Origin of the sequence: Streptomyces sp. NRRL S-37, assembly GCF_000721605.1 — a bacterium.
Taxonomy (GTDB): Bacteria; Actinomycetota; Actinomycetes; order Streptomycetales; family Streptomycetaceae; genus Streptomyces.
Map to the genome: position 1 here is coordinate 161,057 of NZ_JOIZ01000020.1, position 23,150 is coordinate 184,206.

A 23,150-nucleotide genomic window follows, 5' to 3' on the forward strand; every position below is an offset into this window, starting at 1 on the left:
GCCATGGGCCGGGTTTGCGCCCGGGGGCCGGGGGCACCCGCGCGTTCATGGAGTGGTCGCGGAGCGCGGCCTGTGCGGGAGGGGTCCCGGAGCCGTCCTTCCCCGTCGGACCGACGGGGCCGGCGTCGCGGGACCTCGCCGCCGGCGAGAACGGGCGCGAGGCACTGCTCCGTACGACCACGGACGATTCGAGAAGGAGGAACAGCACCCCATGACCGTTGTGAGGAGCACCCTGCCCGACGAGGCCCGCCGGGTTTCCTGCGAGGCCCTCCAGGACACCCTGGTGGACCTGCTGGGGCTGTCGCTGATCGGGAAGCAGGCGCACTGGAACGTCGTGGGTCCACGGTTCCGTTCCGTCCACCTCCAGCTCGACGAGGTGGTCTCCGCCGCGCGCACCCACGCCGACACGGTGGCGGAACGGGCCGCGGCGCTCGGTGTGCCGCCGGACGGCCGCCCGGAGACCATCGCCAAGGTCTTCTCGCTGCCGGCCCCGAACGAGGGCTGGCTGCGCGACTCCCAGGCCGTGGAGGTGATGACGGAGGCGCTCGGCACGGCCGTCACGCGCCTGCGTGAGCGCATCGACGCCACCGAGAAGGCGGACCTGGTCACCCAGGACCTGCTGATCTCGATCACCGCGGACCTGGAGAAGCAGCGCTGGATGTTCGAGGCGGAGAACTTCCCCGGCGAGTCCTGACCTCACGGCGCCGGAGCACACGCACGTAAGGGGCACATCATGAGCGACGCCCTCGAGATGGACGCGCTGTGGGACGATTTCCACCGCGTGGTGAACATGACCTCGGCGGAACTGGCGGCCTGGCTGCGGGTGAGCGACGCCGACGAGACGACCGAGCCGCTGCCGGACCGGGCGGGCAGCGAGACGGGACAGCATGTCCTCGCCATCCTGCAGAAACGCCGCACCGACCTCACCGAGGACGATCTGCGGGTGATGGAGGAGGTCGTGGACACCGTCACGGCGCAGACGGACCCGGAGAACGAGCCCATGGCCGAGGACACGCCCCGCCGGCATCGTCTGATGACGCTCGGCCACGACCCGCTCAAGCCGTAGCCGCCGTGGCCGGCCGGGACGAGCGGGTGGTCCGTGCCCTCGTCGGCGCGCACGGCCGGACGTACGCGGAGGAGGCCGGCATCGGGCTGAAGGACACCCCGCAGCCGCTGTACCGGCTGCTGGTGCTGGCCCACCTGCTCAGCGCCCGTATCAAGGGGTCGATCGCCGTGGCCTCCGCCCGTGCCCTGCACGAGGCGGGGCTGCGCGATCCCTGCCGCATGGCTCAGGCCGGCCGGCAGGAACGGGTGGACGCGCTCGGCCGGGGCGGCTACCGGCGCTACGACGAGCGCACCGCGACCCAACTGGGCGACGGGGCAGGGCTGCTGTCCGAACGCTGGGGCGGTGACCTGCGCGGGCTCCGCGCGGAGGCGGACGGCGACATCGGCGAACTGCGCCGTCTGCTGCGGGAGTTCCCCGGCATCGGCCCGGCGGGCGCCGACATCTTCCTGCGCGAGGTCCAGCGTGTCTGGCCGGAGGTGGCACCGTTGCTGGACGCCAAGGCCCTCGAAGGCGCACGGCGGTTGGGGCTGCCGCAGGACCCGGACCGGCTCCTCGCCCTCGCCGGACGCACCGAACCGGCCGTTCTGGCGGCGGCGTTGGTCCGCGCGGCGATCGACGAGCACGTGGCCGAGGACACACTCGGCCGGACCGAGGACACGTGACCTCACGTCAACTGGGCTTTTCCCTCCCCCATTCGCGGGACAACGTGATCATCACGCGGCACAATGGCCGCGGCGGCCCGGTCACGGCCGCGCGGGCGAGGGAGAGGGAGAGACCGTGAGTGAGAGCCACACCCCGCCGAGCGGCTCGGCGAGGCTGAACACCGGTGTGGCGCACAACGCGCGCGTGTGGAACTACTGGATCGGCGGCAAGGACAACTACGAGGTCGACCAGCGGGTCGGCGACCACGTCGCCTCGATCAACCCGGTGATCCGGGACATCGCCCGCGCGGACCGGGACTTCCTGGGCCGGGCGGTGACGTATCTGACCCGTGAGCGCGGTGTGCGGCAGTTCCTCGACATCGGCACCGGCCTGCCGACGGCGGACAACACCCACGAGATCGCGCAGCGGATCGCGCCGGACTCACGGGTCGTCTACGTCGACAACGACCCGATCGTGCTCGTCCACGCCCGCACCCTGCTGACCGGCACGCGCGAGGGCGCCACCGCCTACATCGACGCCGACGTGCACGATCCGGACGCCATACGGGAACGCGCCGCCGGGACCCTGGACGTCACGCGGCCCGTCGCGGTGATGATGCTGGGGATCCTCAACTTCGTGCTCGACACCGACAAGGCCCGGGAGATCGTCCGCCGGATCATGGCGGCGGTGCCCTCCGGCAGCTTCCTGGTCCTCACCCACCCCACGTACGACCCCGAGATCGGCGGCGAACTGCAGGTTCCCGCGATGGAGTTCTGGAACGCGAACGCCACTCCCCCGATCACCGCCCGGAGCGCCGCGGACATCGCCGCGTTCTTCGAGGGTCTTGAACTGGTGGAGCCCGGTCTGGTGTCCTGCTCGCAGTGGCACCCCGCCTCCGGCTCCGCCGTCGCGGTGCCGCAGTACGGCGCGGTGGCCGTGAAGCCCTGACCGCTGAAAGTATGATCAAGCAATGTCTGACATGACCGAAACCACGCCGGGCTGGCTGTCCTCCGACGATCTGGAGATGGCACGCGCCCAGATGCCGATCCTGTACGTCGAGGCCGTGCCCGTGCGCGTCGACGACAGCGGTGAAGTCACCAGCGTCGGTCTGCTGCTGCGCATCGGGCCCGACGGAACGGTCAGCCGGACTCTGGTCTCCGGCCGGGTGCTGCACCACGAACGGGTCCGGGACGCCCTGCTGCGCCATCTGGAGAAGGACCTCGGCCCGGTGGCGCTGCCCCGCGTCCCGGCGTCGTTGCAGCCGTTCACGGTCGCGGAGTACTTCCCCACGCAGGGCATCACCCCCTTCCACGACCCCCGTCAGCACGCGGTGTCGCTGGCGTACATCGTGCCGGTGACGGGTGACTGCCGGCCCCGGCAGGACGCCCTCGACCTGGTGTGGTTCAGCCCGCAGGAGGCCGTGTCACAGGCGGTGCAGAGCGAGATGCCGGGCGGGCACGGGGTGCTGCTGAAACAGGCGCTGGCGCACGCGGGCTGCGTCATCTGAAACGGAGCGCGTCAGCTCTCCGGGTGGGTCAGGTTGGTCCCGTCCGACGGGTCGAAGACATGGGCCTTGGCCATGTCCACCCGGAGCCCGACGGGTGCGCCCTCGCGGGCGCGGGTGGCGGCGTTCAGCCGGGCCACGATCTGCTGGGCCGCGCCGGCGCCCGCGTCGCGCAGCCCCGAGTCCGTGGCGAGTTCCTCCAGTTCGGCGGTGGTCACCGGGCCGCCCTCGGCGGTGAAGTAGACGTACGCGTCGGAGCCGAGGGACTCCAGTACGTCCACGATGGCGGTGACGACGGGGCCGCCCGTCCCGCGGGCCAGGCTCGCGTCCTCGAAGGCCTCGGGGCGCAGCCCCAGGATGACCTCGCGGGGCGCCTGCCGCTGTTCCAGCGTCCGGCGCGCGCGGTCGTCGAGCGGCAGGTCGCCGAGCGGGGTGCGCAGGCCGCCGGCGGTCAGGGAGGCGTTGACGAAGTTCATCGCCGGGGAGCCGATGAAGCCGGCGACGAACAGGTTGCGCGGCATGTCGTAGAGCTCGGCCGGGGTGCCGACCTGCTGGACCAGGCCCTGCCGCATCACCACGACCCGGTCGCCGAGCGTCATCGCCTCGGTCTGGTCGTGGGTGACGTACACGGTGGTGGTGCCCAGGCGGCGCTGCAGCCGGGAGATCTGGGTGCGCATCTGCACGCGCAGCTTGGCGTCCAGGTTGGACAGCGGCTCGTCCATGAGGAACGCCTTGGGGTCGCGGACGATCGCCCGCCCCATCGCCACCCGCTGGCGCTGTCCGCCCGAGAGATTGGCGGGTTTGCGGTCCAGGAACTCGCCCAGGTCGAGCACCCGGGCGGCCTCCTCGACCTTGCTGTCGATGACGGCCTTGTCCACCTTGGCCAGCCGCAGCGGGAAGCCCATATTCTCCCGCACGCTCATGTGCGGGTACAGGGCGTAGCTCTGGAACACCATGGCGACGTCGCGCTCCTTGGGGGCGAGGTCGTTGACGACCCGGCCGCCGATGCGCAGGGTGCCCTCGGTGATGTCCTCGAGGCCGGCGATCATGTTCAGGGTGGTCGACTTGCCGCAGCCGGACGGGCCGACCAGGATCACGAACTCGCCGTCGGCGATGTCGAGGTCCACCTCCCGCACGGCGAGGGAGCCGTCGGGATAGCGCTTGGTGACTCCCTCTAGGACGATCTCGGCCATGGGCGGCGCCTCCTTGCCTTCACGCTCATCCCTTGACCGCCCCGGAGGTCAGTCCGGCGACGATCCGCCGCTGGAAGAGCAGGACGAAGATGATGATCGGGATGGTGATCACCACGGCTGCGGCGGCGATCGACCCGGTGGGCTGCTGGAACTGCGAGCTGCCGGTGAAGAACGCGATCGCGGCGGGGACCGTGCGCGCGGACTCGGTGGAGGTCAGCGAGATCGCGAACAGGAAGTCGTTCCAGCAGAAGATGAAGACGAGGATGGCGGTGGTGAACACGCCGGGCGCGGCGAGCGGCACGATGACCAGCCGGAAGGCCTGCGCGGGCGTGGCCCCGTCCACCTTGGCGGCCTTCTCCAGGTCCCAGGGGATCTCCCGGAAGAACGCCGACAGGGTGTAGATCGCCAGCGGCAGCGAGAAGGTCATGTACGGGATGATCAGCCCGGGCCAGGTGTCGAAGATCCCGATGATCCGCTCGATGTTGAACAGGGGGGAGACCAGGGAGATCGGCGGGAACATGGCGATGAGCAGCGACATGCCGATGAGGACCTGCTTGCCGGGGAACCGCAGCCGGGCCACCGCGTAGGCGGCCATGGTGCCGAGGATCACCGCGATCACGGTGGCGATCAGGGCGATGCCGATCGAGTTGACCAGCGCCCGGGTGAACTCAGAGGTCGCGAAGATGCCCCGGTAGTTCTCCCAGGTCCAGTCCCGGGGGATGTAGGTGCCGTCGGTGAGGGTGCCGGGGTCCTTGAACGACAGCGCGGCGATCCACCACACCGGGAACAGGGCGTACAGCACCACCACGACGTTGACGATGCCCCAGCGGGTGGCGTGGGACGTGCCGGCGGCGGTCATCAGCGCTTCACCTCCGCGCCCGGTGCGGCGGCGCCGAACAGTTTGACGAAAGTGAAGGCGATGATCCCGACGCAGAGGAAGATCAGGACCGAGATCGCCGACCCGATGCCCAGGTTCAGCGCGGTGAACAGGTTGTCGTAGCCGAGGATCGACAGGGAGCCGGTGCCCTGGGCGCCCGAGGTGAGGACGTAGATGTTGTCGAAGATCCGGAACGCGTCGAGGGTGCGGAAGAGCAGGGCGACCAGGATGGCGGGTTTCATCAGCGGCAGCATGACCTTGGTGAACCGCTGCCAGGGGGTGGCGCCGTCGACCATGGCCGCCTTGAGGGTCTCCTCGGGGACGAGGGCGAGGCCGGCCAGCAGGAGCAGCGCCATGAAGGGGGTGGTTTTCCACACCTCGGCGAGGACGATCAGCCACAGCGCGGGCCACTGTTCGGTGAGCGGGGCGTCGCCGCTGGGCAGCAGCTCGGCGAGGTAGCCGAGTTCGGGGGTCCAGGCGTACTGCCAGGAGAAGGCGGCGACGACGGTGACGATGCCGTACGGGACGAGGACGGCGGTGCGCACCGTGCCGCGCGCGAAGAGCGTGCGGTGCATCACCAGGGCGAGGCCCATGCCGAGGACGAGTTCGATGGCCACGGACACGGCGGTGAGGAACACCGTGACCCAGAAGGCGTCCCACCAGAACGGGGAGGACAGCACCGCGCCGTAGTTGCTCAGGCCCACGAACTCGGCCCGTGCCGGGAAGCGCAGGTCGTAGCGCTGGAGGGACAGGTAGACCGCGTAGCCGATGGGGTAGGCGGTGACGGCGGTCATGACGAGGACGGCCGGCGCGCACAGCAGCCAGCCCAGCCGGCGCTCCTGTCGGGCACCCGCGGAGAGCGCCTTCCTGCCCTTCGTCGGCTGTGCCATGGTGCTCACGGGATCACGCCCTCGGATCGCAGGGCCTGGTCGATCTGTTCCCCGATGGTGCCGACCGCGCTCTCGGGGTCGATCTCCGACGGCGGGGACAGGGTGTGGGAGACGGCGATCGACACGTTCTGGTAGGCGGGGGTGAGCGGCCGTACGCTCGCCGACTCCAGGGAGGCCAGGACCTCCTTGGAGAAGGGGTACTGCTTCATGAACGCCGGCTCGTCGTACAGGGCGCGCAGGGTGGGCGGGAGTCCGCCCTCGAGCGCGGCGGTGAGCTGGTTCTCCCGGTTGCGCAGGCACAGGGCCGCCTCGAAGGCCAGGCCGGGGTGGCGGGAGTAGGCGCTGACGGCGAGGTCGATGCCGCCGACGGTGGGCCGGGACGGGCGGCCGGCGTCGACGCGGGGGTAGGGCGCCCAGCGGAAGTCCTTGAACAGCCGCGGGTTGTTGCTTCTCATCGACGGATAGACGAACGGGTAGTTGAGCTCGAAGGCCGCGACGCCGGACTCCATGGCCAGGCGGTTCTGGTCCTCCATCTGATTGGGCAGGGAGGGGTCGGCGGCCGGGGAGTTCGCGAGGTCGCGCATGATCGAGGCGGCCCGTACGGCGGGCGGGCCGAGGGAGGGCCCGGTGGCGCCCGGGTCGAGGATGGAGCCGCCCGCGCTGTTGACGAGGGAGTTGAACCAGACGGTGAGGCCCTCGTACTGGGCGCCCTGGATCTCCACGTAGTGCGGTTCGCCCCGCCGGGCGAGCTCGCGGGACATGGTCAGCATCTCGGACCAGGTCTTCGGCGGGGTGGGCACCAGGTCCGCGCGGTACCACAGGAGCTGGATGTTGGTGTTGTACGGGACGGCGTACAGCTTGCCCTTCCAGGTGGCCGTCCGCAGGGGGACGCGGAGCGTGCCCTCGGTGGCCCGGCGTTTCGCCTCGCCGGTCCACTCGCGGATCCAGCGGGCCTCGGCGAACTCGGCGGCCCAGGTGACGTCGAGGCCCAGGATGTCGAGGGAGTCGTCCTCGGCGGCGAGCCTGCGCACCAGTTGCTGGCGCTGGCCGTCGGCGGCGCGGGGCAGTTTGTGGTAGCTGATGCGGTAGCGGCCGCCGGAGGCCCGGCTGCAGCGGTCGGCGGCCTGTTGCAGGGCGCCGGAGTCGTCGGGGAAGTTGTACCAGTCGAGGGTGGGGCGTGAGGTGTCCTCACCGCCGCCGCAGGCGGCGAGCGCCGATGCCAGCAGGGTCAGCGCGACCAGCGTCCGCGTCCGTCGCGGCCTTCCGGTACGTCCGCGCCTCGCGTGCACGCGCTCCACACCTCGCTTCCGGGATCGCGGCGCGGGTGTCCCGTCCCGCGGCGGCGCCTACCCGGCGAACGTTAAACAGGACATAGGGCGATATCAAGGACATTCGCCGATGACTCGCCCGTGGCGCTCGACAGGCGGGGCCGGTCCGGTCCGGTTCGGCGCGACCGTCGGGGCCCGGCTCGGCCGTTGTGCGGAGAAATGACGGAAAGGCCGTACCGGGTGTCCCCGATACGGCCTCCGACCTGCTGTTCGGCAAGTCGGGACGACAGGATTTGAACCTGCGACCCCTTGACCCCCAGTCAAGTGCGCTACCAAGCTGCGCCACGTCCCGTTACCCGTCTGACCTGGGGATTCCCCCGGCCGAACGCGCACGGAAACCATACCGCACTCCAGGCGGTGATCGCGCATCCGTTTACGGCCGCGGGCTCTTCCCGGAGTGCGCCTCCCCGGGCGGGAGGCCCAGCCGGGGGTGCGCCTCGAGGAGCCGGGGCGGGGCCGCCTGGCGCCAGGAGTCGGCGAGGATGTCGCGCAGCTCGTCCTCGTCCTCCAGGGCGGCGAGGCGGACCCTGACCCAGGCGAACTGCGCCTCGTGGCCGGCGATCCAGAACTTCTCCGGCTCGGCCAGGGCCAGTTCGTCGCGCTCCTCCTTGGGGCAGCGCACGGCGATGGAGGTCTCGTCCTCGGGCAGGGTGGCGAACATCTTCCCCGCGACCCGGAACGTGGGCATGTTCCAGGCGACCTTCTCCGTGGTGTCCGGCAGGGACAGGGCGGTCCGTCGTACGTCTTCTGCATCCGGCATGGCAGGCACCGTAGCGGCCGGGACTGACACTCACCCGGGGGCGGGTGCCGCGGGGTCCGCTCCCGGACGCTTGTAGGAGACCGTCGTCGGCCGCAGCACCCCGGCGGGGTCCGCCGCGTAGTCGGGGATGGCGCCGACGGGGGTCCAGCCGGAGGAGCGGTGGAGGTGCTCGGCGGGGCTGCCGGTCTCGATGTCCAGGTGCAGCAGGGTGATGCCCCGCGCGGCGGCCGCCTCCTCCGCGACGGCCGGCAGCCGCCGTCCGAGGCCCCGGCCGCGGGCCGCGCGGTGCACCATCGGCTTCACCAGTTCCGCGCGGTGGGCGCTGTCGGGCTTGTCGGGGAGGGCGAGGCTCACGGTGCCCAGCACCCTTCCGGGTTCCTCGTACGCCACCCACACCGCGAGCCGGCCCGCGGCGAGTTCGCCGCGCAGCCCGTCGTGCGGCGGGGACACGGACCGGCGGACGAAACCGGAGGCCCTGTCCTCCCACACCGGCTGGCCGGCGGCCCGCACCGGCGGCGCGGGCTCCGCCTCGATCTCGCCGAGCGGTGGGGACATGGTCCGCCCGTGGACGGCGCACAGCCGGTTGAGCAGGGAGGCGGTGGGGTGGTCACCGGCCGGCTCTGGCGAGGTTGTTGTACAGCCGTCTCAGATGCTTGGCCACGGGGCACTGCGTGCCGTCCGCGCCGCATTGGCGGCAGCTTTGAAGGTGCTGTTCGTAGTCCTGACGGGCCTGCTCGAGGCGGTCGTGCGACGGCTGCATTCGACTTCCTGACGGTCGTCCGGGCACCACAAATCATGGGCGCCGCGAGGGGATGGGATGCCGCCTCAACCGGTTGCCTGAGGCGTGTACATCAACTTTGATCTTGTTACTCGTAGTACGGCAAACCGGACCGGCGAGCCGTGGTCCCGCGGGCGTCTCACAGCCGGGCGCCGCGGCGCTCACCGCGCAGCGGCCATGCCAGGTAGACGCCGCCGGCCACACCGGTGAGCACGCCGACCGGCAGCAGTGCCGGGCCGGTCAGCCGCTGGGTGACCAGGTCGGCGGCGGTCACCAGGAGGGCCCCGTCCATCCGGCGGGCAGGACGTTCGGTCCCGCGGCCCGGGTCACGCGACGCGCCGGCCGCGGGGCCGCCATCGTCTCGAACGGGATCGGGCCGGCCGCCGCGACGGCCGGCGCCGTGAGTCCCGTACCGGCGGCGAACAGGGCCGCCGGACCCGGTCGAGAGAGATCTGTTCGGCGCCGACGGCCAGGGACAGGGCGACCGCCGCCACGAGCGGGAACAGGCCGAGCGGCAGGCTCGCCGAACGGGCGGCGGACCGGACTCGGGACCGGTTCGCGGGGCGGGTTCCGTCCGGTGCCACGCGGACCGAGGACACCCTGACCCGGATCCGCCTCGCCCGCTGAGGCCCCGGCGGGGCGGCCGGTCCCGCCGGCCGCCCTCGTCCTCACCACGCGGCCTCCGCGGTCGGCCGCGTCCGCATCGGCGGGTGAGCGGGGTGGCGACCGCGATCCAGGGATCACATGGCCGGCTGGGGCGCGGAGCGTCGGGCCATGAGGTGTTCGATCAGGGTGAGCAGGACGTCCCTGCCGTCGGTCCGCTCGCGTGCGTCGCACATCACCAGGGGAACCTGCGGGTCCAGGTCCAGGGCGGTGCGGACTTCCTCGGGCGTGCGGTCGCGGACGTTGTGGAAGCAGTTGACCGCGACGACGAACGGGACACCGCGGCTTTCGAAGAAGTCGATGGAGGCGAAGCTGACCTCCAGACGGCGGGTGTCGACCAGTACCACCGCTCCCAGGGCTCCGACCACCAGGTCGTTCCACATGAACCAGAAGCGTTCCTGGCCGGGGGTCCCGAACAGGTAGACCACCAGTTCGTCACTGACGGTGATGCGTCCGAAGTCCAGGGCGACGGTCGTGGTGGTCTTGCCGTCGATCCCGACCAGGTCGTCCACGCCGACACTGGCCCGGGTCAGGTACTCCTCGGTGTGCAGGGGCGCGACCTCGCTGACCGCGCCGACCAGCGTGGTCTTGCCCACGCCGAAGCCGCCGGCGACCAGGATCTTCACGGCCTGGGCCGTCTGTGCCGGATCAGAGCCCGCGAAGCCCATCTCTCACCGCCTCAAGGATCGTCATGTCGGGGAGGGTGCCGTTGTGCGCGAAGGACAGGGGCGGCCGGGCCCGTACCCGGCCGGCGTCGATCAGATCACCGACGAGGATCTTGGTCACCGACACCGGCAGGTCCAGCTCGGCGGCGATCTCGGCCACCGCGACGGGCCTGCGCGCGCACAGGCGCAGGACGGTGCGGTGTTCCGGCTGCAGTGCGGGCCGGCCGGCCGCGGTGTCCGTACCGGACGTGGTCCGTACCGTGATCAGGGTGATCAGGGTCAGGTCGTCACGGCCGGCGGTGGTGCGGCCGCCGGTGATGGTGTAGGGGCGGACCAGCGGTTCGTCGGCGTCGTCCTCCAGGTCCTCCGTCCAGTGCCTCACTCGCCGGCCCCGGGACCGGCGGGCGGGGACGGGTCGGACCGCGGGGTGCGTTCGTCGGTGCCCAGCTTCTGGCCCACCTGCTGGACCAGGGTGTGCATGGCGACCGCCATCACTTCGGCGTCGACCTCCTGGGAGGCGACCACGGCCAGGTGGGTGCCCCGGCCGGCCGCGGTGACGAACAGCCACAGGTCGGCCATCTCGACGATGACCTGGTGGACCGGACCACCCTGGAAGAGCTGTCCGACACCACGGGCCAGGCTCTGCTGGCCGGTGGCGATCGCGGCCAGGCGCTCGGCGTCGGAGCGTTCGACGGTCTTCGAGCGGCTGATCACCAGGCCGTCGTCGGACAGCACGATGGCATGCCGGGTACCGGCGACCTGGTCGACCAGTCCGTCGAGGAGCCAGTCCAGGTCTGCGTCGGTGGCGGTGGTTCGCTGAGTCATCCTCGGTCTTCCCTCGTGGGCGGTTCGGACTGGTCGGTGCCGGGCGCGGACGGCCGCGCGCCGGCGGCGCGGTTCTTGCGGGACTGCCGCTGGAAGGCGCCGATGGTGGCGCCGGAGCGGGCCGGGGCGCTGGACGGGGCCGGGGCGGCCGGGGAGTCCTGCGGAGCCGGTGCGCGCAGCTCGGCCACCAGGCTGGCCTGACGCGTCCGGCGGGGCAGGGGTGCGGGCCCGTCCTGCGGGTCCGGCGGCCCCGCGGGGGGCGGCACCGGCGCGGTGACGTCGGCCATCGCCTGTCCCCGCGACCGTACCGGCAGGCCGTCCGCGCGGCGGGAGCCGTCCACGGGACGGGGACCGGTGTGCCGGCGCGGCGGGAGCCGGGGGGCGTCGTCGGGCGACGGGCCGGCGGCCGCGTCCGGCACCGACCGGGGCCGCTCGGCCACGAGGTCCTGCGGGACGAGGACGATGACGCGGGTGCCACCGAACGCCGAGGGCCGCAGTTCCACCTGCAGGCCCAGGCTCGCCGACAGGCGGGCCACCACGTACAGGCCCAGGCGCACGTCGTCGGCGCGGGTCATCACGTCCATCTGCGGGGGCTCCTGCATCAGGGCGTTGACGGCCTCGTACTGCTCGGCCTCCATGCCCAGTCCGCGGTCCTCTATCTCCACCGCGACACCCCGGCTGACCGGTGCCGCCTTGATCTCGACCGGAGCCGGCGGCTTGGAGAAGGCGGTCGCGTTCTCCATCAGCTCGGCCAGGATGTGGATCAGCGGCCCCACCGCCCGCTCGGAGATCCACGGCCGGCCCTCGACGTCGATCTCGACGCGCCGGTAGTCCTGGACCTCGCCCTGCGCGGCGCGCAGGACGTCCAGCAGCGGCACCGGCTTGCGCCAGCGGCGCCGGGGCTGGCCGCCCGCGAGGATCACCAGGTTCTCCTCGTAGCGGCGCAGCCGGGCGGTGAGGTGGTCCAGGTCGAACAGGCCCTCCAGCAGTTGCGGGTCCTCGTGCCGGCGCTCCAGCTCGTCCAGTTTCTTCAGCTGCAGGCCGATCAGGAGCTGGGTGCGGCGCGCGATGCGCTGCAGGAGCCGCTCGAAGCCGCGGTGCTGCTCCGCCTGGCGCACCGCGGTGTGCACCGCGGTACGACTGGCCAGGTTCAGTGCCCGGCTCAGCTCGCCGAACTCGTCCGAGGCCGGGGACAGTTCCGGGACCTCGGCGTCCACGTCCACGTCCTCACCCTGTTCGAGCCGGGTGACCACCCGCGGCAGCCGCTGTTCCAGGTCCTGCGCCTGATCATGTACGGCGAGGACGCGCCGGCGCAGGACCGTGGTCAGCCGCCAGGTCATCAGCACGACCAGGAGGACGGCGATCAGGCCCAGGGCGGCGACGGAGTACAGGTACAGCTTCAGCTCTCGTACGGCGGCGGCGCCGGCGGCGTCGGATACCTGGCTGTGCACGCCGATGAGTTCCTCGAGACGGGCGGTCGAGGCGTCCGCCGCGGTCCGCCACTCCTTGGCACGGGCCGGGGACAGCACGACGCCCTCACCGCCGGATGCCTGCAGCCGTTCCTCCAGCTCGACCCGCGTCCGCCATTCCTCGCTCCTGGTCATCGCCGTGTAGAGCCGGCTCTCCTCGGCGTCGAGGTTCGGTGCCACGCGCGACTTGAGCAGGTACTCGTGGGTGCCGACGGCGTCGGTGATCAGGTCGTGGTCCTCGTCGGACAGCCGGCCCGAGGGCCAGTTCCGGGCCAGCACCGCGTCCTCGCGGTGGATCATGTCCACGGCCCCGTTCAGGTCGAACAGGACCTGCGACAGGCCGGTCACCTCACCGTTGGCGCCGCGGGAGATCGCCGCGAAGACCTCGGTGCCGGCTCCGATGGCCTCGGTGTAGTAGGTGAACGCCCGTTCCTCGTCGGCGGTCCCGGCGTCCACCGCGCGACGCTCCTGCGCGAGCCTGTCGGTCACCCGTACGGTCCGGGAGATCGCGGCGGCCAGGCCCTGCTGGCCGTCGCTGGTGTCCGCGGAGGCCAGGGGTTCGAAGGCGCGCAGGGCGCGGTCGGTGGCCGTGCGCTGCCGGGTCAGGGCGGTCCGGGACGCCTCGGGCGCGGCCAGTGCCTCCTGGGTCAGCCGCCGCTCCCGCTGCAGGGCGTTGAACAGGTCCGCGTTGCGCGGGGCCACGGTCGTCTTCAGGTCGTGCTGGGCGGCCTGCACCCGGTACTCGTTGCCCAGTTCGTACGTGGCCAGGCCCCACAGCGCGACCAGCGCCACGCTCGGTACGAGCAGCAGCACCAGCAGCACCGTGCGCAGCGGCAGACGCCGTTCGCCGGCCGCCCACGGCCGCTCGTCCGTCGCGCGCTTCTGTCGGCGGCCGGCCCACGCGCTGTTCCCTCCGCGCCGCCCGTCCCTGTTCGATCCGCTCACCCGCAGGCCACTCTCCTCGTCACTGGTCAGCCGCACCTGTGACGAGAACGCGCCAGACAGTAGCGGTCGATGGCTTGATATTAGCCATACAGCACGCGAAGGCCGAAAACGTATTCGACGACACACGGGGACGCGGCCCACCGGAACGGACCTGTCGTCCCGTGACGGAACATCTGATTCCGGTGTTCCGTCACGACGGCCGGTCGCCCTCGCAGGCGCCGTCGGCCCGTCCGCGCCGGTCCGGCGGCAGCGGGAGGGACGGGTGGTCCATGACCGAAGGGAAGGGACGGACGGTCCGTGCCGTACCGCTCGACGGCCTCGGTCAGTTCTCCTGAAGCACGGCGAGGACGTTCCCGGCCGGGTCGGTGAACCACGCGATCGCCGCGGGGCCGTCGCCGCCGACCCGGACGACGCCCTTCTCGTCGTGGTCGAACTCCGCATAGCGCTCCAGGGTGACGCCGCGCCGCTCCAGTTCGGCGACGGCAGCCACGATGTCGTCGACGGGGAAGTTGAGGATCGTGAACGTCGCGGGGGTGTGCGTCTCCTTCCGGTAGACGAAGACCCGCGCGCCGCTGCCGAGCGTGAGGGTCAGCACCCGCATGTCCCCCTGTCCGGTCTCCTCCACCTGGAGGCCCAGGGTCTCGCCGTAGAACCGGCGGGCCTTACCGAGGTCGTCGACCGAGAAACCGCTGAACGCCTGCGCCTGACCGAACATGCTCCGTGTCTCCTCCGTGGGTGGACCGTTCCGCACGTCCCAGGCCACACCCTGCGCGCCGGGCGCGCCATGCGGGTGGCGGCCGGATGGACGCGCGCTCTCACCCCCTGCGAGGAGACCGGCCCGCCCGGGAGCAGGTCACCCTGACGCCGGTCCCGGGCGGGCCCGGCGTCAGCCGCCCGAGCAGACGGCGCCGTTGAGGCGGAAGACCGTCGGCTGCGGGTTGGGCCCGTCGTTGGCGCCGACAAAGCCGAACGAGGCCGTCGACCCGCCGTCCGGGGCCAGCGGCCCGGCACCCTCGGGAGCGGTCACCCGTACATGCGTGCCCGTCTGGTGGAACGTGGCGTTCCAGCCGGAGGACACCGACTGGCCGTCGGCCGGCCAGTCCCAGTCCACGGTCCAGCCGGTGATCGGGGTGTCCGAGAGGTTCCGGACGGTGACCGTGGCCACGAAGCCGTTGCCCCAGCTCGTGTCGCGGTGGTAGGTCACCGCGCAGGGGGCGTCCGGCGGGGTGCCGGTGGTGAAGGTCAGCGGAGTGGACGGGCCGGAGAGCCGGCCCGAGGCGTCGGCCGCCAGCACGTTGACCGTGTGGGTGCTGCCCGGGGGCAGGTTCCGCAGGGTCACGGACGTGCCGGCGGTCTCGCCCACCACGTGGGTGTGCGCGCCGTCGCGCTCCTGGACCAGGTAGCGGGTGGCGCCCGCCGCGCCCTCCCAGGACAGGCTCGCGGTGGTGTCGGTCACCGCCTCCAGCCGCGGCGTTCCCGGGGCCCGGGCGTCGGAGGCGCCGGGCCCCGTGCCGGCCTTCGGGGTGAGGGTGACGGTGAGCATCCCGTACGGCGGCACGGTGACCCGGGAGGCGGACGCCGTACCGTCGGTGACGTCGGTGATGTCGCCGTCGCCACGCGCGTAACGGCTGACCTCGGGTGCGGCGGCGGACGGGGTGAAACCCTCGTAGCCGAGGTCCACGGTCCGGGCGGTGTCCGGGTCCTTGTTGACGAGCAGGACGCTCAGCCGTCCGTCGCGGCGGTGCACGGCGTGGGCGGAGACGTCCTGCGCGGAGGACGCGGCGGCGACCAGGGTGTCGCCCGCGGTGCCCAGTTCGCTGGTCATCTTCATGCCGTAGTACGGGTGGAACGGCGTGTTGGGCGCCGGCTCGCAGACGTCACCGGCGCAGGCGCCGCTGGAGAGCATCCCCATGTCGCCGTAGTCGGTCTCTCCGTCCACGGTGGTGATCTGCCCCGCGCCGTTGTGGGTGTTCCACCAGTCGACGGTGAACACGCCGTTCTCCAGGGCCGTCATGAAGGCGTCGGCGGCGAACAGCCCGTTGGGGCGGGCGGTGAGCAGGGCGCCGCCGGTGTTGGTGTTGATCTCCGTGAGGGCGATGCCGATGCGCGGCGAGTCGGCTCCCGCGTACCGGTCGAGCTGGCTGCGGACCTCGCGCAGTTCGCCGGGCAGCCTGGTCAGCCTCGCCAGGGCGTCCTCGGCGGTGGTGTCGGCGCCGCCCGCGTACCAGTGGACGCTCACGAAGTCGATGACGTCGGTGACTTCGGAGAGCACGGTGTGGTTCCAGTCGCCGGGATCGCCCTCGCCCACGATGCCGTCCGGCCACTCGCCCGGCGTGGTGAGGACCGCGCCGATCTTCACGGTCGGGTCGACGGCCTTCATGGCCTCGGCGTAGGCGCGGACCTGACGGGCGTACTCCCGGGGGCTCTTGTCCGCGTGCTCGTCGTGCTCCCAGCCGCTGCCGTAGTGGCCGTTGCCGTAGATCTCGTTGCCGATCTCCCAGTACTTCGCCCCGTAGTCCTTGGTGACGTTGGCGTACCGGACCCAGCCGGCCGCCTCCTCGGGCGTGCCGGAGCCGTAGTTGGCGATCAGGATCGGCTGGGCGCCGGTGGCGCGGACGGTACCCATGAAGGCGTCGAAGCCGGTGCCGGGGGCGACGTATCCGCCGGGTGCCGTGTGCGTCTCCCAGTGGTAGATGTCCGCGTACGAGCCTCCGGGGTAGCGCATCGCCCCGACGTCGGCCGCCTTCATCAGACCGGCGACCTCGGGATCGTTCATGTGCGCGTCCCAGATGGCCGTGTTGACCCCGCGCGCGATGTCGGACAGGCGGCCCAGCGACGCCTGCGTGTTGACCCGGACGTCGACGTCCGCCGCGGGGGCCTCGGACGCGGCGGCCGACGCGGCACCGGTGGCGTTCAGCGGGGACAGCAGGGCGAGCGCGGTGGTCAGGGCGGCGGCGGTGCGTACGAGGTGACGGGTGCCGGTACCGGCCGGCCGGCCGGATCTCTGCGGTAAGGACATGGGGGATCCTCCCTCGGGGTCCGGCGGCACGGACGGGGCGGCGGGTGCCGGGCCGTGCGGCCGGACGGGCGGAGTGCCGGTGCGGCGGCAGGACGTTCCGCGCCGGTGGCACAGGAAGCGGTGCGGGGGTGCGGTGCGGTCGTGCACGGGCGTCGCGCGGCGGAACCCGCTGGTGGGAGCGCTCCCATGATGGGAGTGGTGTGACGTCCTGTCAACAGAAGGGCGGACGCGGTGACAACACCGTCCCGCCCGTACCGCGCCGGCGCGGGTGAGGCCGTGCGGGTCTTCCGGCACGCGCTCACCGCCGGTATCAGGACGGGGCGGCGGACCGGCGTCGCCGCAGGAGGAGCCGAAGCTCTGGACTTGCTCAAAGGCCGCTTCAGGTGACCGGAACGCGGGGCATCCTGCGGACAGCCGGTGCGCGGGCCCGGCGGAACGGGGGACATCATGCCGATCATGTTCGTGTGGGTGGGCGGGTGCGTACTGGCGTTCGTCGCGGTGGTCACCTGGATGGTGCGCCGGGCATGGCGCCGCGCCTGGGACGATCTGGGCGCGCGGGCGGCCGCGTTCGGCCCGGGTGCCGGGACCGGCCCGTACGGCGGAACGCCGGCGCACGGCGCCGGCGGCTCCTCCGCCCACCCGTCCTGGTGGGAGACGGACACGGGCGGAGGTTCGTCGAGCGGCTGCTCCGGCGGCGGTTCGCCGTCCTGCGGCAGCGGTTCGTCGTCGTGCGGCAGCGGTTCGTCGTCGTGCGGCAGCTCCTCGTCGTGCGGCAGCAGTTCGTCGTCCTGCGGCAGTTCCTGCTGACTCGGGAGGCAGGCCGCTCGCCGCACCACCTTCCCGCCCGACGCTCCGCCGCGCGCGTGGCACCCGGCAGGCGGGGCACGTCCAGGCTTCCGGTAAAGCGGTGTGGGGCCGCGCCGGGCGTCCTGCGGCCGGTACCCGGACGCTGCGGCTCGACGCCACCACCGGCGTCAGCGACGTGGTGCCCCGGGCCCGGCGCGCACAGCCCGCACGCGCGGCCGCGCTCCGGGCCGGCGCCGGTGGTGGTCCGGGTGCGGGATCCGCCGCGAACGGGCACCGGCCCCGTGCCGGCGCACGACACCCCGGGGTCCGGTCCGGGCGCCGTCCTCGTCAGAGGGGTTCGTCGTTCCACTGGTCGAGCAGGGCGGCACCGAGGTCACCGGCTTCCGCCGCACCGCCGTGAAGGGACTGCTCGGTCCAGATGACCTTGCCCGCGGGGGTGTGGCGGGTGCCCCAGCGCTCGGCGTACTGGGCGACGAGGAACAGGCCGCGGCCGCCCTCGTCGGTGGTCCTGGCCCGGCGCAGGCGTGGTGAGGTGCTGCTGCCGTCGGACACCTCGCAGATCAGGTTCCGGTCGCGCACCAGCCGCACGGTGATCGGGTCGCCGCCGTAGCGGACGGCGTTGGTGATGAGCTCGCTGAGGATCAGCTCGGTGGTGAAGCCGATGTCCTCCAGACCCCAGTCCGCCAGTCGCCGGGCGCAGGCGGCGCGGACCGGCGCCACCGCCGCGGGGTCGCGGGCCACCTCCCACTCGGCGAAGTCCGAGGGGGCGAGGCGGCGCGTGCGGGCCACGAGCAGCGCGATGTCGTCGCTCGGCCGGTCGGGCAGCATGGCCTCGATCACCGCCGTGCAGAGGGCCTCCGGGGTACGGTCGGACCCGGTCAGGACGGCACGCAGCGCCTCCAGACCGGTGTCCGGGTCACGGTGGCGGTTCCGGTCCCGGATCAGCCCGTCGGTGTAGAGCACCAGTTCCGAACCCTCGGGCAGGGTCAGCTCCGCCGCCTCGAAGGGCAGGGCCGCGCCCAGGCCCAGCGGCGGGGAGACCGGCAGGCGGGGAAAGGCCACGGTCCCGTCCGGACGGACGACCGCGGGCCCCGGGTGTCCCGCGGTGGCGGCGGTCACCTGCCCGGAGACGGGATCGTAGACGGCGTACAGGCACGTGGCCCCGGTGATCTCCTGCCCGTCCCGCTCCTCTGCGGCGGCCTCGTGGGTGTCGATGTGGGCCACCAGTTCGTCCAGATGGCTCAGCAGCTCGTCGGGCGGCAGGTCCAGGGTGGAGAAGTTGTACACGGCGGTGCGCAGCCGGCCCATGGTGGCCGCGGCGTGCAGACCGTAGCCGACGACGTCGCCGACGACCAGCGCCACACGGGCGCCGGACAGGGGGATGACGTCGAACCAGTCGCCCCCCACCCCCGCCCGGGCCGGCAGGTACCGGTAGGCCGCCTCCAGCGCGTTCTGCTCGGGCATGCCCCGGGGCAGGAGGCTGCGCTGCAGGGTGACGGCCATGGCGTGCTCACGGGTGTAACGGCGGGCGTTGTCGATGGCGGTCGCCGCGCGGGCGGTCAGCTCCTCGGCGAAGGACTTGTCCTCCTCCTCGAACGGTGCGGAGGCGTCCGCCCGCCAGAAGCGGGCCACTCCCAGCAGTGCCTCCCGCGCCCGCATCGGCACCACGACGAGGGAGTGGACTCCCCGCTCCAGCACCCGCCGCCCGTCCTCGGGGTCCTGCGCCCACCAGCCGTCGGACGTCCTCAGATCCGTCTCCAGGACCGCCCGGCAGTCGGCCGCCGCGGCGACGCCGGGGCCCACGGAGGAGAACCGGACCGGCTCGCCGACGGGAGAGAGGCCGTAGTCACCCTCCCGGCCGTGGACGACGGTGCGCCGCAGCTCGGTGCCCCCGCCGGGCGGCTCCTCGCCCCGCAGGACGGAATCCCACAGCTCCACGGTGACGGCGTCGGCGAACCTCGGCACGGACACCTCCGCCAGTTCCTGGGCGGTACGCGTCACATCCAGCGTGGTGCCCATCCGTACCCCCGCCTCGTACAGCAGCTTCAGCCGCTCCCGTGCCACCTCCGCCCGCCCCGTCACCGTCGCCAGCTCCGTGGTGTCCCGCAGTGTCACCACGCTGCCCGCCCGGCCCCCGTACGGGGCCGTGGACCGTTTGTTCACCGCCAGCAGCCGGTCCCCGACCAGACGCACCGCGTCCGTGACCGGCTCGTCCGACGCCAGCAGCCGCGCCATCTCCTCGTCCGGCCCCAGGTCCGCCACCCGGCGCCGCTCCGCGTTCGCCGGGAGGTCCAGCAGCCGTCGGGCCTCGTCGTTGACCAGCAGTACTCGCCCTTCCGCCCCGGTGATCAGTACGCCCTCCCGCACGGCGTGCAGCACCGCGTCGTGGTGTTCGTACATCCGGGTCATCTCCTCCGGACCCATGCCGCGCGTCTGCCGCCACAGCCGGCGCGACACCAGTGCCGCCCCCGCGGTGGACAGCACGAGGGCGGCCGCGCCGGCGGCGACGATGATCGGCAGTTGCCGGTCGACCATGTCGCCCACGTTCTCCACGGTGATCCCCGCGGACACCAGGCCGACCACGGAGCCGTCGGCACCGGTCACCGGGACCACGGCCTGCACGGCCTCCCCCTCACCGGCGGGCAGCTCCGGTCCACCGGCCCGCTCGACGACGGTGCGTCCTTCCAGCGCCGGTTCGAGGGTGCCGACGAACTTCTTGCCGATCTCCTCCGGATCGGGGTAGGTGAGACGGACCCCCTGGGTGTCCATGACCACGATGAAGTCCACGCCCGCCCGCTGCCGGGCCGCTTCGGCACGCGGCTGGAGGACGGCCGTCGGATTCGGGGCGTCCAGCGCCTCGGCCGTGCCCGGAGCGTTCGCGAAGGATTCGGCCGCCGTCACCGACACGTGCTCGGCTTCTCTCTCGCTGTCCTCGTCGGCCTGGACCACCAAGGCCACCACCGCGGCTCCGACCAGCAGCAACACGGTGACGATCTGGAGCAGGAACGCCTGCCCCGCCGTGGTGCGCGGGCTCAGCAGTGAACGCGGTCCCGGCCTCGGTCCGCTACGCGAGCCGCCGGTTCCGAGTCGATCGAAGCGGTCTCGCGACCGCCGGTTCGGGCGGAATGACCGCTCTCCTTCCATGACCAATTTCTACCTCGCTTCGCGGGCCGGAAGCGACAGCCGGGCCACCGGCCCGCCCGGCATCGGCCCCGGAAAGCGAAAGGGCCCGCCGATTCCGTCGGCGGACCCTCACGAAAGATCGATATCGGAGTCTCGTTCACACCCGAAACGGTTCACTCGTCCGTACCCGATGAAGTGCGGGAAACCAGATTCCGACAACACACTGGAATGCCGGACACGCGATCCGCTGCACAAGTGATGCCCTTGCGGATCTGCGCGAAATCACAGCCCTCGTGATCACCCAGCGGTCACCGTCGATCAGGTCCGGCATCAGAGTGCGAGTCCCCGATCCAGATTGAAGGAGAGAAGCATGCCGAACGACCAACCTGACTCATTGGATCACATTGTCGCGCGGTCCCGCCCCCAACAGGGAGAAGCACCCGCGGAACTCAATGATCCGCGCAACTACCTCGTCTTCGACCGTCTGGGGTCGGCAGCCCAGCACGGGGATCCTGCCGCCGCGGTCACCACCGGCGAGGACGGGCGCCTGGTCGTCAGCGATCCGGACACCACCCTCGGTATCGTCGTGGGTGCGGTGGAGCCGGTCACTCCCGAGGCCATCGAGTCGGAAGTCGCCGGCATCCGGGCAGCCGACGACAGCGCGGGGAGCGACAATTCGGCGTACATTCCGGACTGGACCGCCGTGTCCGCGATGCCGACCCTGGCCCCCCGTGCCGAGCCGCCTCGGCTGGTGCGCCGCAACGGGATGCGGGTGCGTCCGGAATGGGTGATCGACGGTGACAATCGGCTGCCGTACTACCCCAACACCTACCCGCTCAGTCTGGTGGGCCGCATCTTCGTCTGGCAGAACGCCAGCACCCCCAACTGGACCTGGTGGGGCACGGCCTCGCTCCTCGGTTCCCGCACGATCATGACGGCCAGTCACGTAGTGCCGTGGGGTTCGTCGAACTGGAAGGCATTGTTCGTGCCGGCCTACTACGACGGCGCTTCGGTCCACGGCACGTGGGCCGCCTCGTGGGTGACCGACGCACGGGGATACAGCAATCACTCCCAGGGTGACGACATGGCGGTCATGCGTCTCGCCGTTCCGCTCGGCAACAACCTGGGCTGGTTCGGCTTCCTCACGTACAGCAGTTCCTGGCAGGATCAGCCCATCTGGACGCTGCCGGGTTATCCGTGGGACAAGGACTCCGGCAACCGGCCCTGGATGCACCCGAACTACCCGATCATCGACGACGACAACGACGGTGCCGGAGTCGAACTGGAATACCGGGCCGACACGGAGGGCGGCCAGAGCGGCGCGCCGGTGTACGCATGGTTCAGCGGGTCACCCTATGTCGTCGGTACCCATTCCGGGGGCGAGGACAATTTCGGTGAACCGCGGCAGAACGTTGCCGCCGGCGGTGCCGCGCTGACGAACCTGTTGCACTGGGCGCGCGGCAACTGGCCGTGACAGGGGCACATCCGCCTGATCCGCTCCCCGATCCGGGGCGGGCCCTCCGCGACGACCGTGCGCGGTCACGGCCGCACCTGGGCGACACAGCCGAGGAGTCGTTCCGCCTCGCTCCCGGACGGGGTGACTGCCGTCCGGGGCTGGAGGGAAGCCCGACCGCCCCGGCCCGGGCCGCACGGCCCGTGTCCGGGATTCCGGGTCGAGGCCCGGCCGTCCGACGGGGTGGCTGAAGGAGGTCGCGGTGCGCGACGACGCGCCGCTGGTGCGCCGGGACGACTTCCTCCACCACCGCACCGACACCGAGCCCGGGAACTCGGGCTCCCCCGTCCACGACGACCGGTGGAAGGCCGTCGCCCTCCACCCCAGCGGCGCCGACGGCCGTGTTCCCCGGTTCTCCCGGGGCCCGCGCGGTGGACGACGAGATGGTCCGCGAGGCTGCCGGGAAGCGGTGTGCGCCGCCGGACACGCGGGACGGGGCGGAGAAGGCCGACGGGCCTCGCCGTCGTCGACGCCCGTGGGCGGGTGCACGACGTCGTCGAGTATCTCGCCCACACCGAGGTGGCCCGCTCGATCGGCGATCGCCTCACCGTGTGAACGACATGCCCGATGGCGTCCTTCCGCGAAACGCCGGCATCGCGGGTGACGAGGGCGGTGAACCGTCGTCCGGCGTGAACGGCGGCGAAAGCCCTGCCCACCGAGCGGGCAGGGGGACGGGCACCGCCGGTCGAAGGCGCCCTTCCACGGGCGCCGTACGCCGACGACGGGAGGAGGCGCTCCATGGCGAGCGACGCCCGGCACTCCGGGCCAGGGGCCACGGACAACGGCGACAACGGCGACAACGGCGACGACGGCGCACGACCGGCGACGGGCGCGGGACCGGAGAGGCCGCGCCGCGGCCGGTGGACGGGCACGCCCGAGAAGGGCTGGCCAAGGCCGAGCGGGGGCAGGTACCCCGGGAGGAGCGGGCTCTGGCCGACCGGGCCCACGAAGAGCTGAGGGCGGCACGGGACACGCTCCGCCACCACCACCGCCGGCGGCTGCCCGCGGCTCACCTGGCCGTCGCGCAGACCCACTTCGACGTGGCCCACAACCTTCTGCTGCGGCTGTCGTCGACGGACGAGA

The 23,150-nt window shown here is 72.2% G+C and carries 23 protein-coding genes and 1 tRNA gene; 9 read left to right on the plus strand and 15 right to left on the minus strand.

Going from position 1 to position 23,150, the window contains the following annotated elements; all coding sequences use genetic code 11:
- Nucleotides 1–211 precede the first annotated feature (211 nt).
- The 5 genes from IH50_RS0128475 (at nucleotide 212) to IH50_RS0128495 (ending at nucleotide 3,215) form a co-directional block, all read left to right on the plus strand.
- Nucleotides 212–694: a Dps family protein gene (locus tag IH50_RS0128475; RefSeq protein ID WP_030868370.1), complete on the plus strand. Its 483-nt coding sequence runs from the start codon at nucleotides 212–214 to the stop codon at nucleotides 692–694.
- A gap of 39 nt (nucleotides 695–733) precedes the next feature.
- A complete protein-coding gene (locus IH50_RS0128480) occupies nucleotides 734–1,066 on the plus strand; it encodes a DUF3140 domain-containing protein (protein ID WP_030868375.1) in 333 nt (110 codons plus the stop codon).
- Nucleotides 1,067–1,071: 5 nt separating this feature from the next.
- Nucleotides 1,072–1,728 carry an endonuclease gene (locus IH50_RS0128485; RefSeq protein WP_030868377.1) on the plus strand — a complete coding sequence of 219 codons (657 nt, stop codon included), beginning with the start codon at nucleotides 1,072–1,074 and terminating at the stop codon, nucleotides 1,726–1,728.
- A gap of 115 nt (nucleotides 1,729–1,843) precedes the next feature.
- On the plus strand, nucleotides 1,844–2,656 hold the full coding sequence (locus IH50_RS0128490) for an SAM-dependent methyltransferase (RefSeq protein WP_030868383.1): 813 nt from the start codon (nucleotides 1,844–1,846) through the stop codon (nucleotides 2,654–2,656).
- 31 nt (nucleotides 2,657–2,687) lie between these two features.
- Entirely contained in the window at nucleotides 2,688–3,215 is a 528-nt protein-coding gene (locus tag IH50_RS0128495; protein ID WP_030868386.1) for an NUDIX hydrolase family protein, read from the plus strand.
- An 11-nt stretch (nucleotides 3,216–3,226) separates the two neighbouring features.
- Here the strand turns inward: IH50_RS0128495 and IH50_RS0128500 are convergent, their stop codons facing one another.
- From IH50_RS0128500 to IH50_RS0128575, 14 genes are all read right to left on the minus strand, one after another.
- Nucleotides 3,227–4,405 carry an ABC transporter ATP-binding protein gene (locus tag IH50_RS0128500; RefSeq protein ID WP_030868390.1) on the minus strand — a complete coding sequence of 393 codons (1,179 nt, stop codon included), beginning with the start codon at nucleotides 4,403–4,405 and terminating at the stop codon, nucleotides 3,227–3,229.
- 25 nt (nucleotides 4,406–4,430) lie between these two features.
- Complete coding sequence (locus tag IH50_RS0128505; protein WP_030868392.1) at nucleotides 4,431–5,264, minus strand: carbohydrate ABC transporter permease; 834 nt, start codon at nucleotides 5,262–5,264, stop codon at nucleotides 4,431–4,433.
- Nucleotides 5,264–6,172: a carbohydrate ABC transporter permease gene (locus IH50_RS0128510; RefSeq protein ID WP_051767481.1), complete on the minus strand. Its 909-nt coding sequence runs from the start codon at nucleotides 6,170–6,172 to the stop codon at nucleotides 5,264–5,266. Before IH50_RS0128510 ends, IH50_RS0128505 begins: the two co-directional genes overlap by 1 nt.
- Before the next feature lie 5 nt (nucleotides 6,173–6,177).
- A complete protein-coding gene (locus IH50_RS0128515) occupies nucleotides 6,178–7,461 on the minus strand; it encodes an ABC transporter substrate-binding protein (RefSeq protein WP_199822147.1) in 1,284 nt (427 codons plus the stop codon).
- A gap of 257 nt (nucleotides 7,462–7,718) precedes the next feature.
- Nucleotides 7,719–7,792: transfer RNA gene (locus IH50_RS0128520), tRNA-Pro, on the minus strand.
- Between the two features lie 81 nt (nucleotides 7,793–7,873).
- Nucleotides 7,874–8,260 (minus strand): MmcQ/YjbR family DNA-binding protein, encoded by a 387-nt coding sequence (locus IH50_RS0128525; protein WP_030868398.1) that lies wholly within the window; start codon nucleotides 8,258–8,260, stop codon nucleotides 7,874–7,876.
- A gap of 30 nt (nucleotides 8,261–8,290) precedes the next feature.
- Nucleotides 8,291–8,815 (minus strand): GNAT family N-acetyltransferase, encoded by a 525-nt coding sequence (locus tag IH50_RS0128530; protein WP_078914124.1) that lies wholly within the window; start codon nucleotides 8,813–8,815, stop codon nucleotides 8,291–8,293.
- Between the two features lie 362 nt (nucleotides 8,816–9,177).
- Complete coding sequence (locus IH50_RS42135) at nucleotides 9,178–9,330, minus strand: hypothetical protein (RefSeq protein ID WP_199822148.1); 153 nt, start codon at nucleotides 9,328–9,330, stop codon at nucleotides 9,178–9,180.
- 448 nt (nucleotides 9,331–9,778) lie between these two features.
- The gene (locus IH50_RS0128545; protein ID WP_030868404.1) at nucleotides 9,779–10,369 is read right to left on the minus strand and encodes a GTP-binding protein; all 591 of its coding nucleotides are present in this window, start codon (nucleotides 10,367–10,369) and stop codon (nucleotides 9,779–9,781) included.
- Nucleotides 10,350–10,748, minus strand: coding sequence for a DUF742 domain-containing protein (locus IH50_RS0128550; RefSeq protein WP_030868406.1), 399 nt, complete (start codon nucleotides 10,746–10,748; stop codon nucleotides 10,350–10,352). Before IH50_RS0128550 ends, IH50_RS0128545 begins: the two co-directional genes overlap by 20 nt.
- On the minus strand, nucleotides 10,745–11,191 hold the full coding sequence (locus tag IH50_RS0128555; RefSeq protein WP_030868408.1) for a roadblock/LC7 domain-containing protein: 447 nt from the start codon (nucleotides 11,189–11,191) through the stop codon (nucleotides 10,745–10,747). The genes IH50_RS0128550 and IH50_RS0128555 overlap by 4 nt, the downstream gene beginning before the upstream one ends.
- Entirely contained in the window at nucleotides 11,188–13,605 is a 2,418-nt protein-coding gene (locus IH50_RS0128560; RefSeq protein WP_234328251.1) for a nitrate- and nitrite sensing domain-containing protein, read from the minus strand. The genes IH50_RS0128555 and IH50_RS0128560 overlap by 4 nt, the downstream gene beginning before the upstream one ends.
- Nucleotides 13,606–13,927: 322 nt before the next feature.
- Complete coding sequence (locus tag IH50_RS0128570) at nucleotides 13,928–14,320, minus strand: VOC family protein (protein ID WP_030868410.1); 393 nt, start codon at nucleotides 14,318–14,320, stop codon at nucleotides 13,928–13,930.
- Nucleotides 14,321–14,491: 171 nt separating this feature from the next.
- Nucleotides 14,492–16,624: a cellulose binding domain-containing protein gene (locus IH50_RS0128575; RefSeq protein ID WP_030868412.1), complete on the minus strand. Its 2,133-nt coding sequence runs from the start codon at nucleotides 16,622–16,624 to the stop codon at nucleotides 14,492–14,494.
- Nucleotides 16,625–17,080: 456 nt separating this feature from the next.
- Here IH50_RS0128575 and IH50_RS41740 point away from each other — a divergent pair, with 456 nt between their 5' ends.
- Nucleotides 17,081–17,431, plus strand: a complete 351-nt coding sequence (locus tag IH50_RS41740; RefSeq protein WP_199822150.1) for a hypothetical protein — start codon at nucleotides 17,081–17,083, stop codon at nucleotides 17,429–17,431.
- A gap of 327 nt (nucleotides 17,432–17,758) precedes the next feature.
- Here IH50_RS41740 and IH50_RS0128585 read toward each other — a convergent pair whose 3' ends face one another.
- Nucleotides 17,759–20,575, minus strand: coding sequence for a SpoIIE family protein phosphatase/ATP-binding protein (locus tag IH50_RS0128585; RefSeq protein ID WP_078914125.1), 2,817 nt, complete (start codon nucleotides 20,573–20,575; stop codon nucleotides 17,759–17,761).
- 349 nt (nucleotides 20,576–20,924) lie between these two features.
- Here IH50_RS0128585 and IH50_RS0128590 point away from each other — a divergent pair, with 349 nt between their 5' ends.
- The 3 genes from IH50_RS0128590 to IH50_RS0128600 form a co-directional block, all read left to right on the plus strand.
- Nucleotides 20,925–22,028 (plus strand): trypsin-like serine peptidase, encoded by a 1,104-nt coding sequence (locus IH50_RS0128590; RefSeq protein WP_107062165.1) that lies wholly within the window; start codon nucleotides 20,925–20,927, stop codon nucleotides 22,026–22,028.
- A gap of 450 nt (nucleotides 22,029–22,478) precedes the next feature.
- The gene (locus IH50_RS41745; protein WP_158801316.1) at nucleotides 22,479–22,622 is read left to right on the plus strand and encodes a hypothetical protein; all 144 of its coding nucleotides are present in this window, start codon (nucleotides 22,479–22,481) and stop codon (nucleotides 22,620–22,622) included.
- 305 nt (nucleotides 22,623–22,927) lie between these two features.
- Nucleotides 22,928–23,150: hypothetical protein (locus IH50_RS0128600; protein WP_030868419.1), on the plus strand; the 223-nt coding region annotated here is incomplete at its 3' end.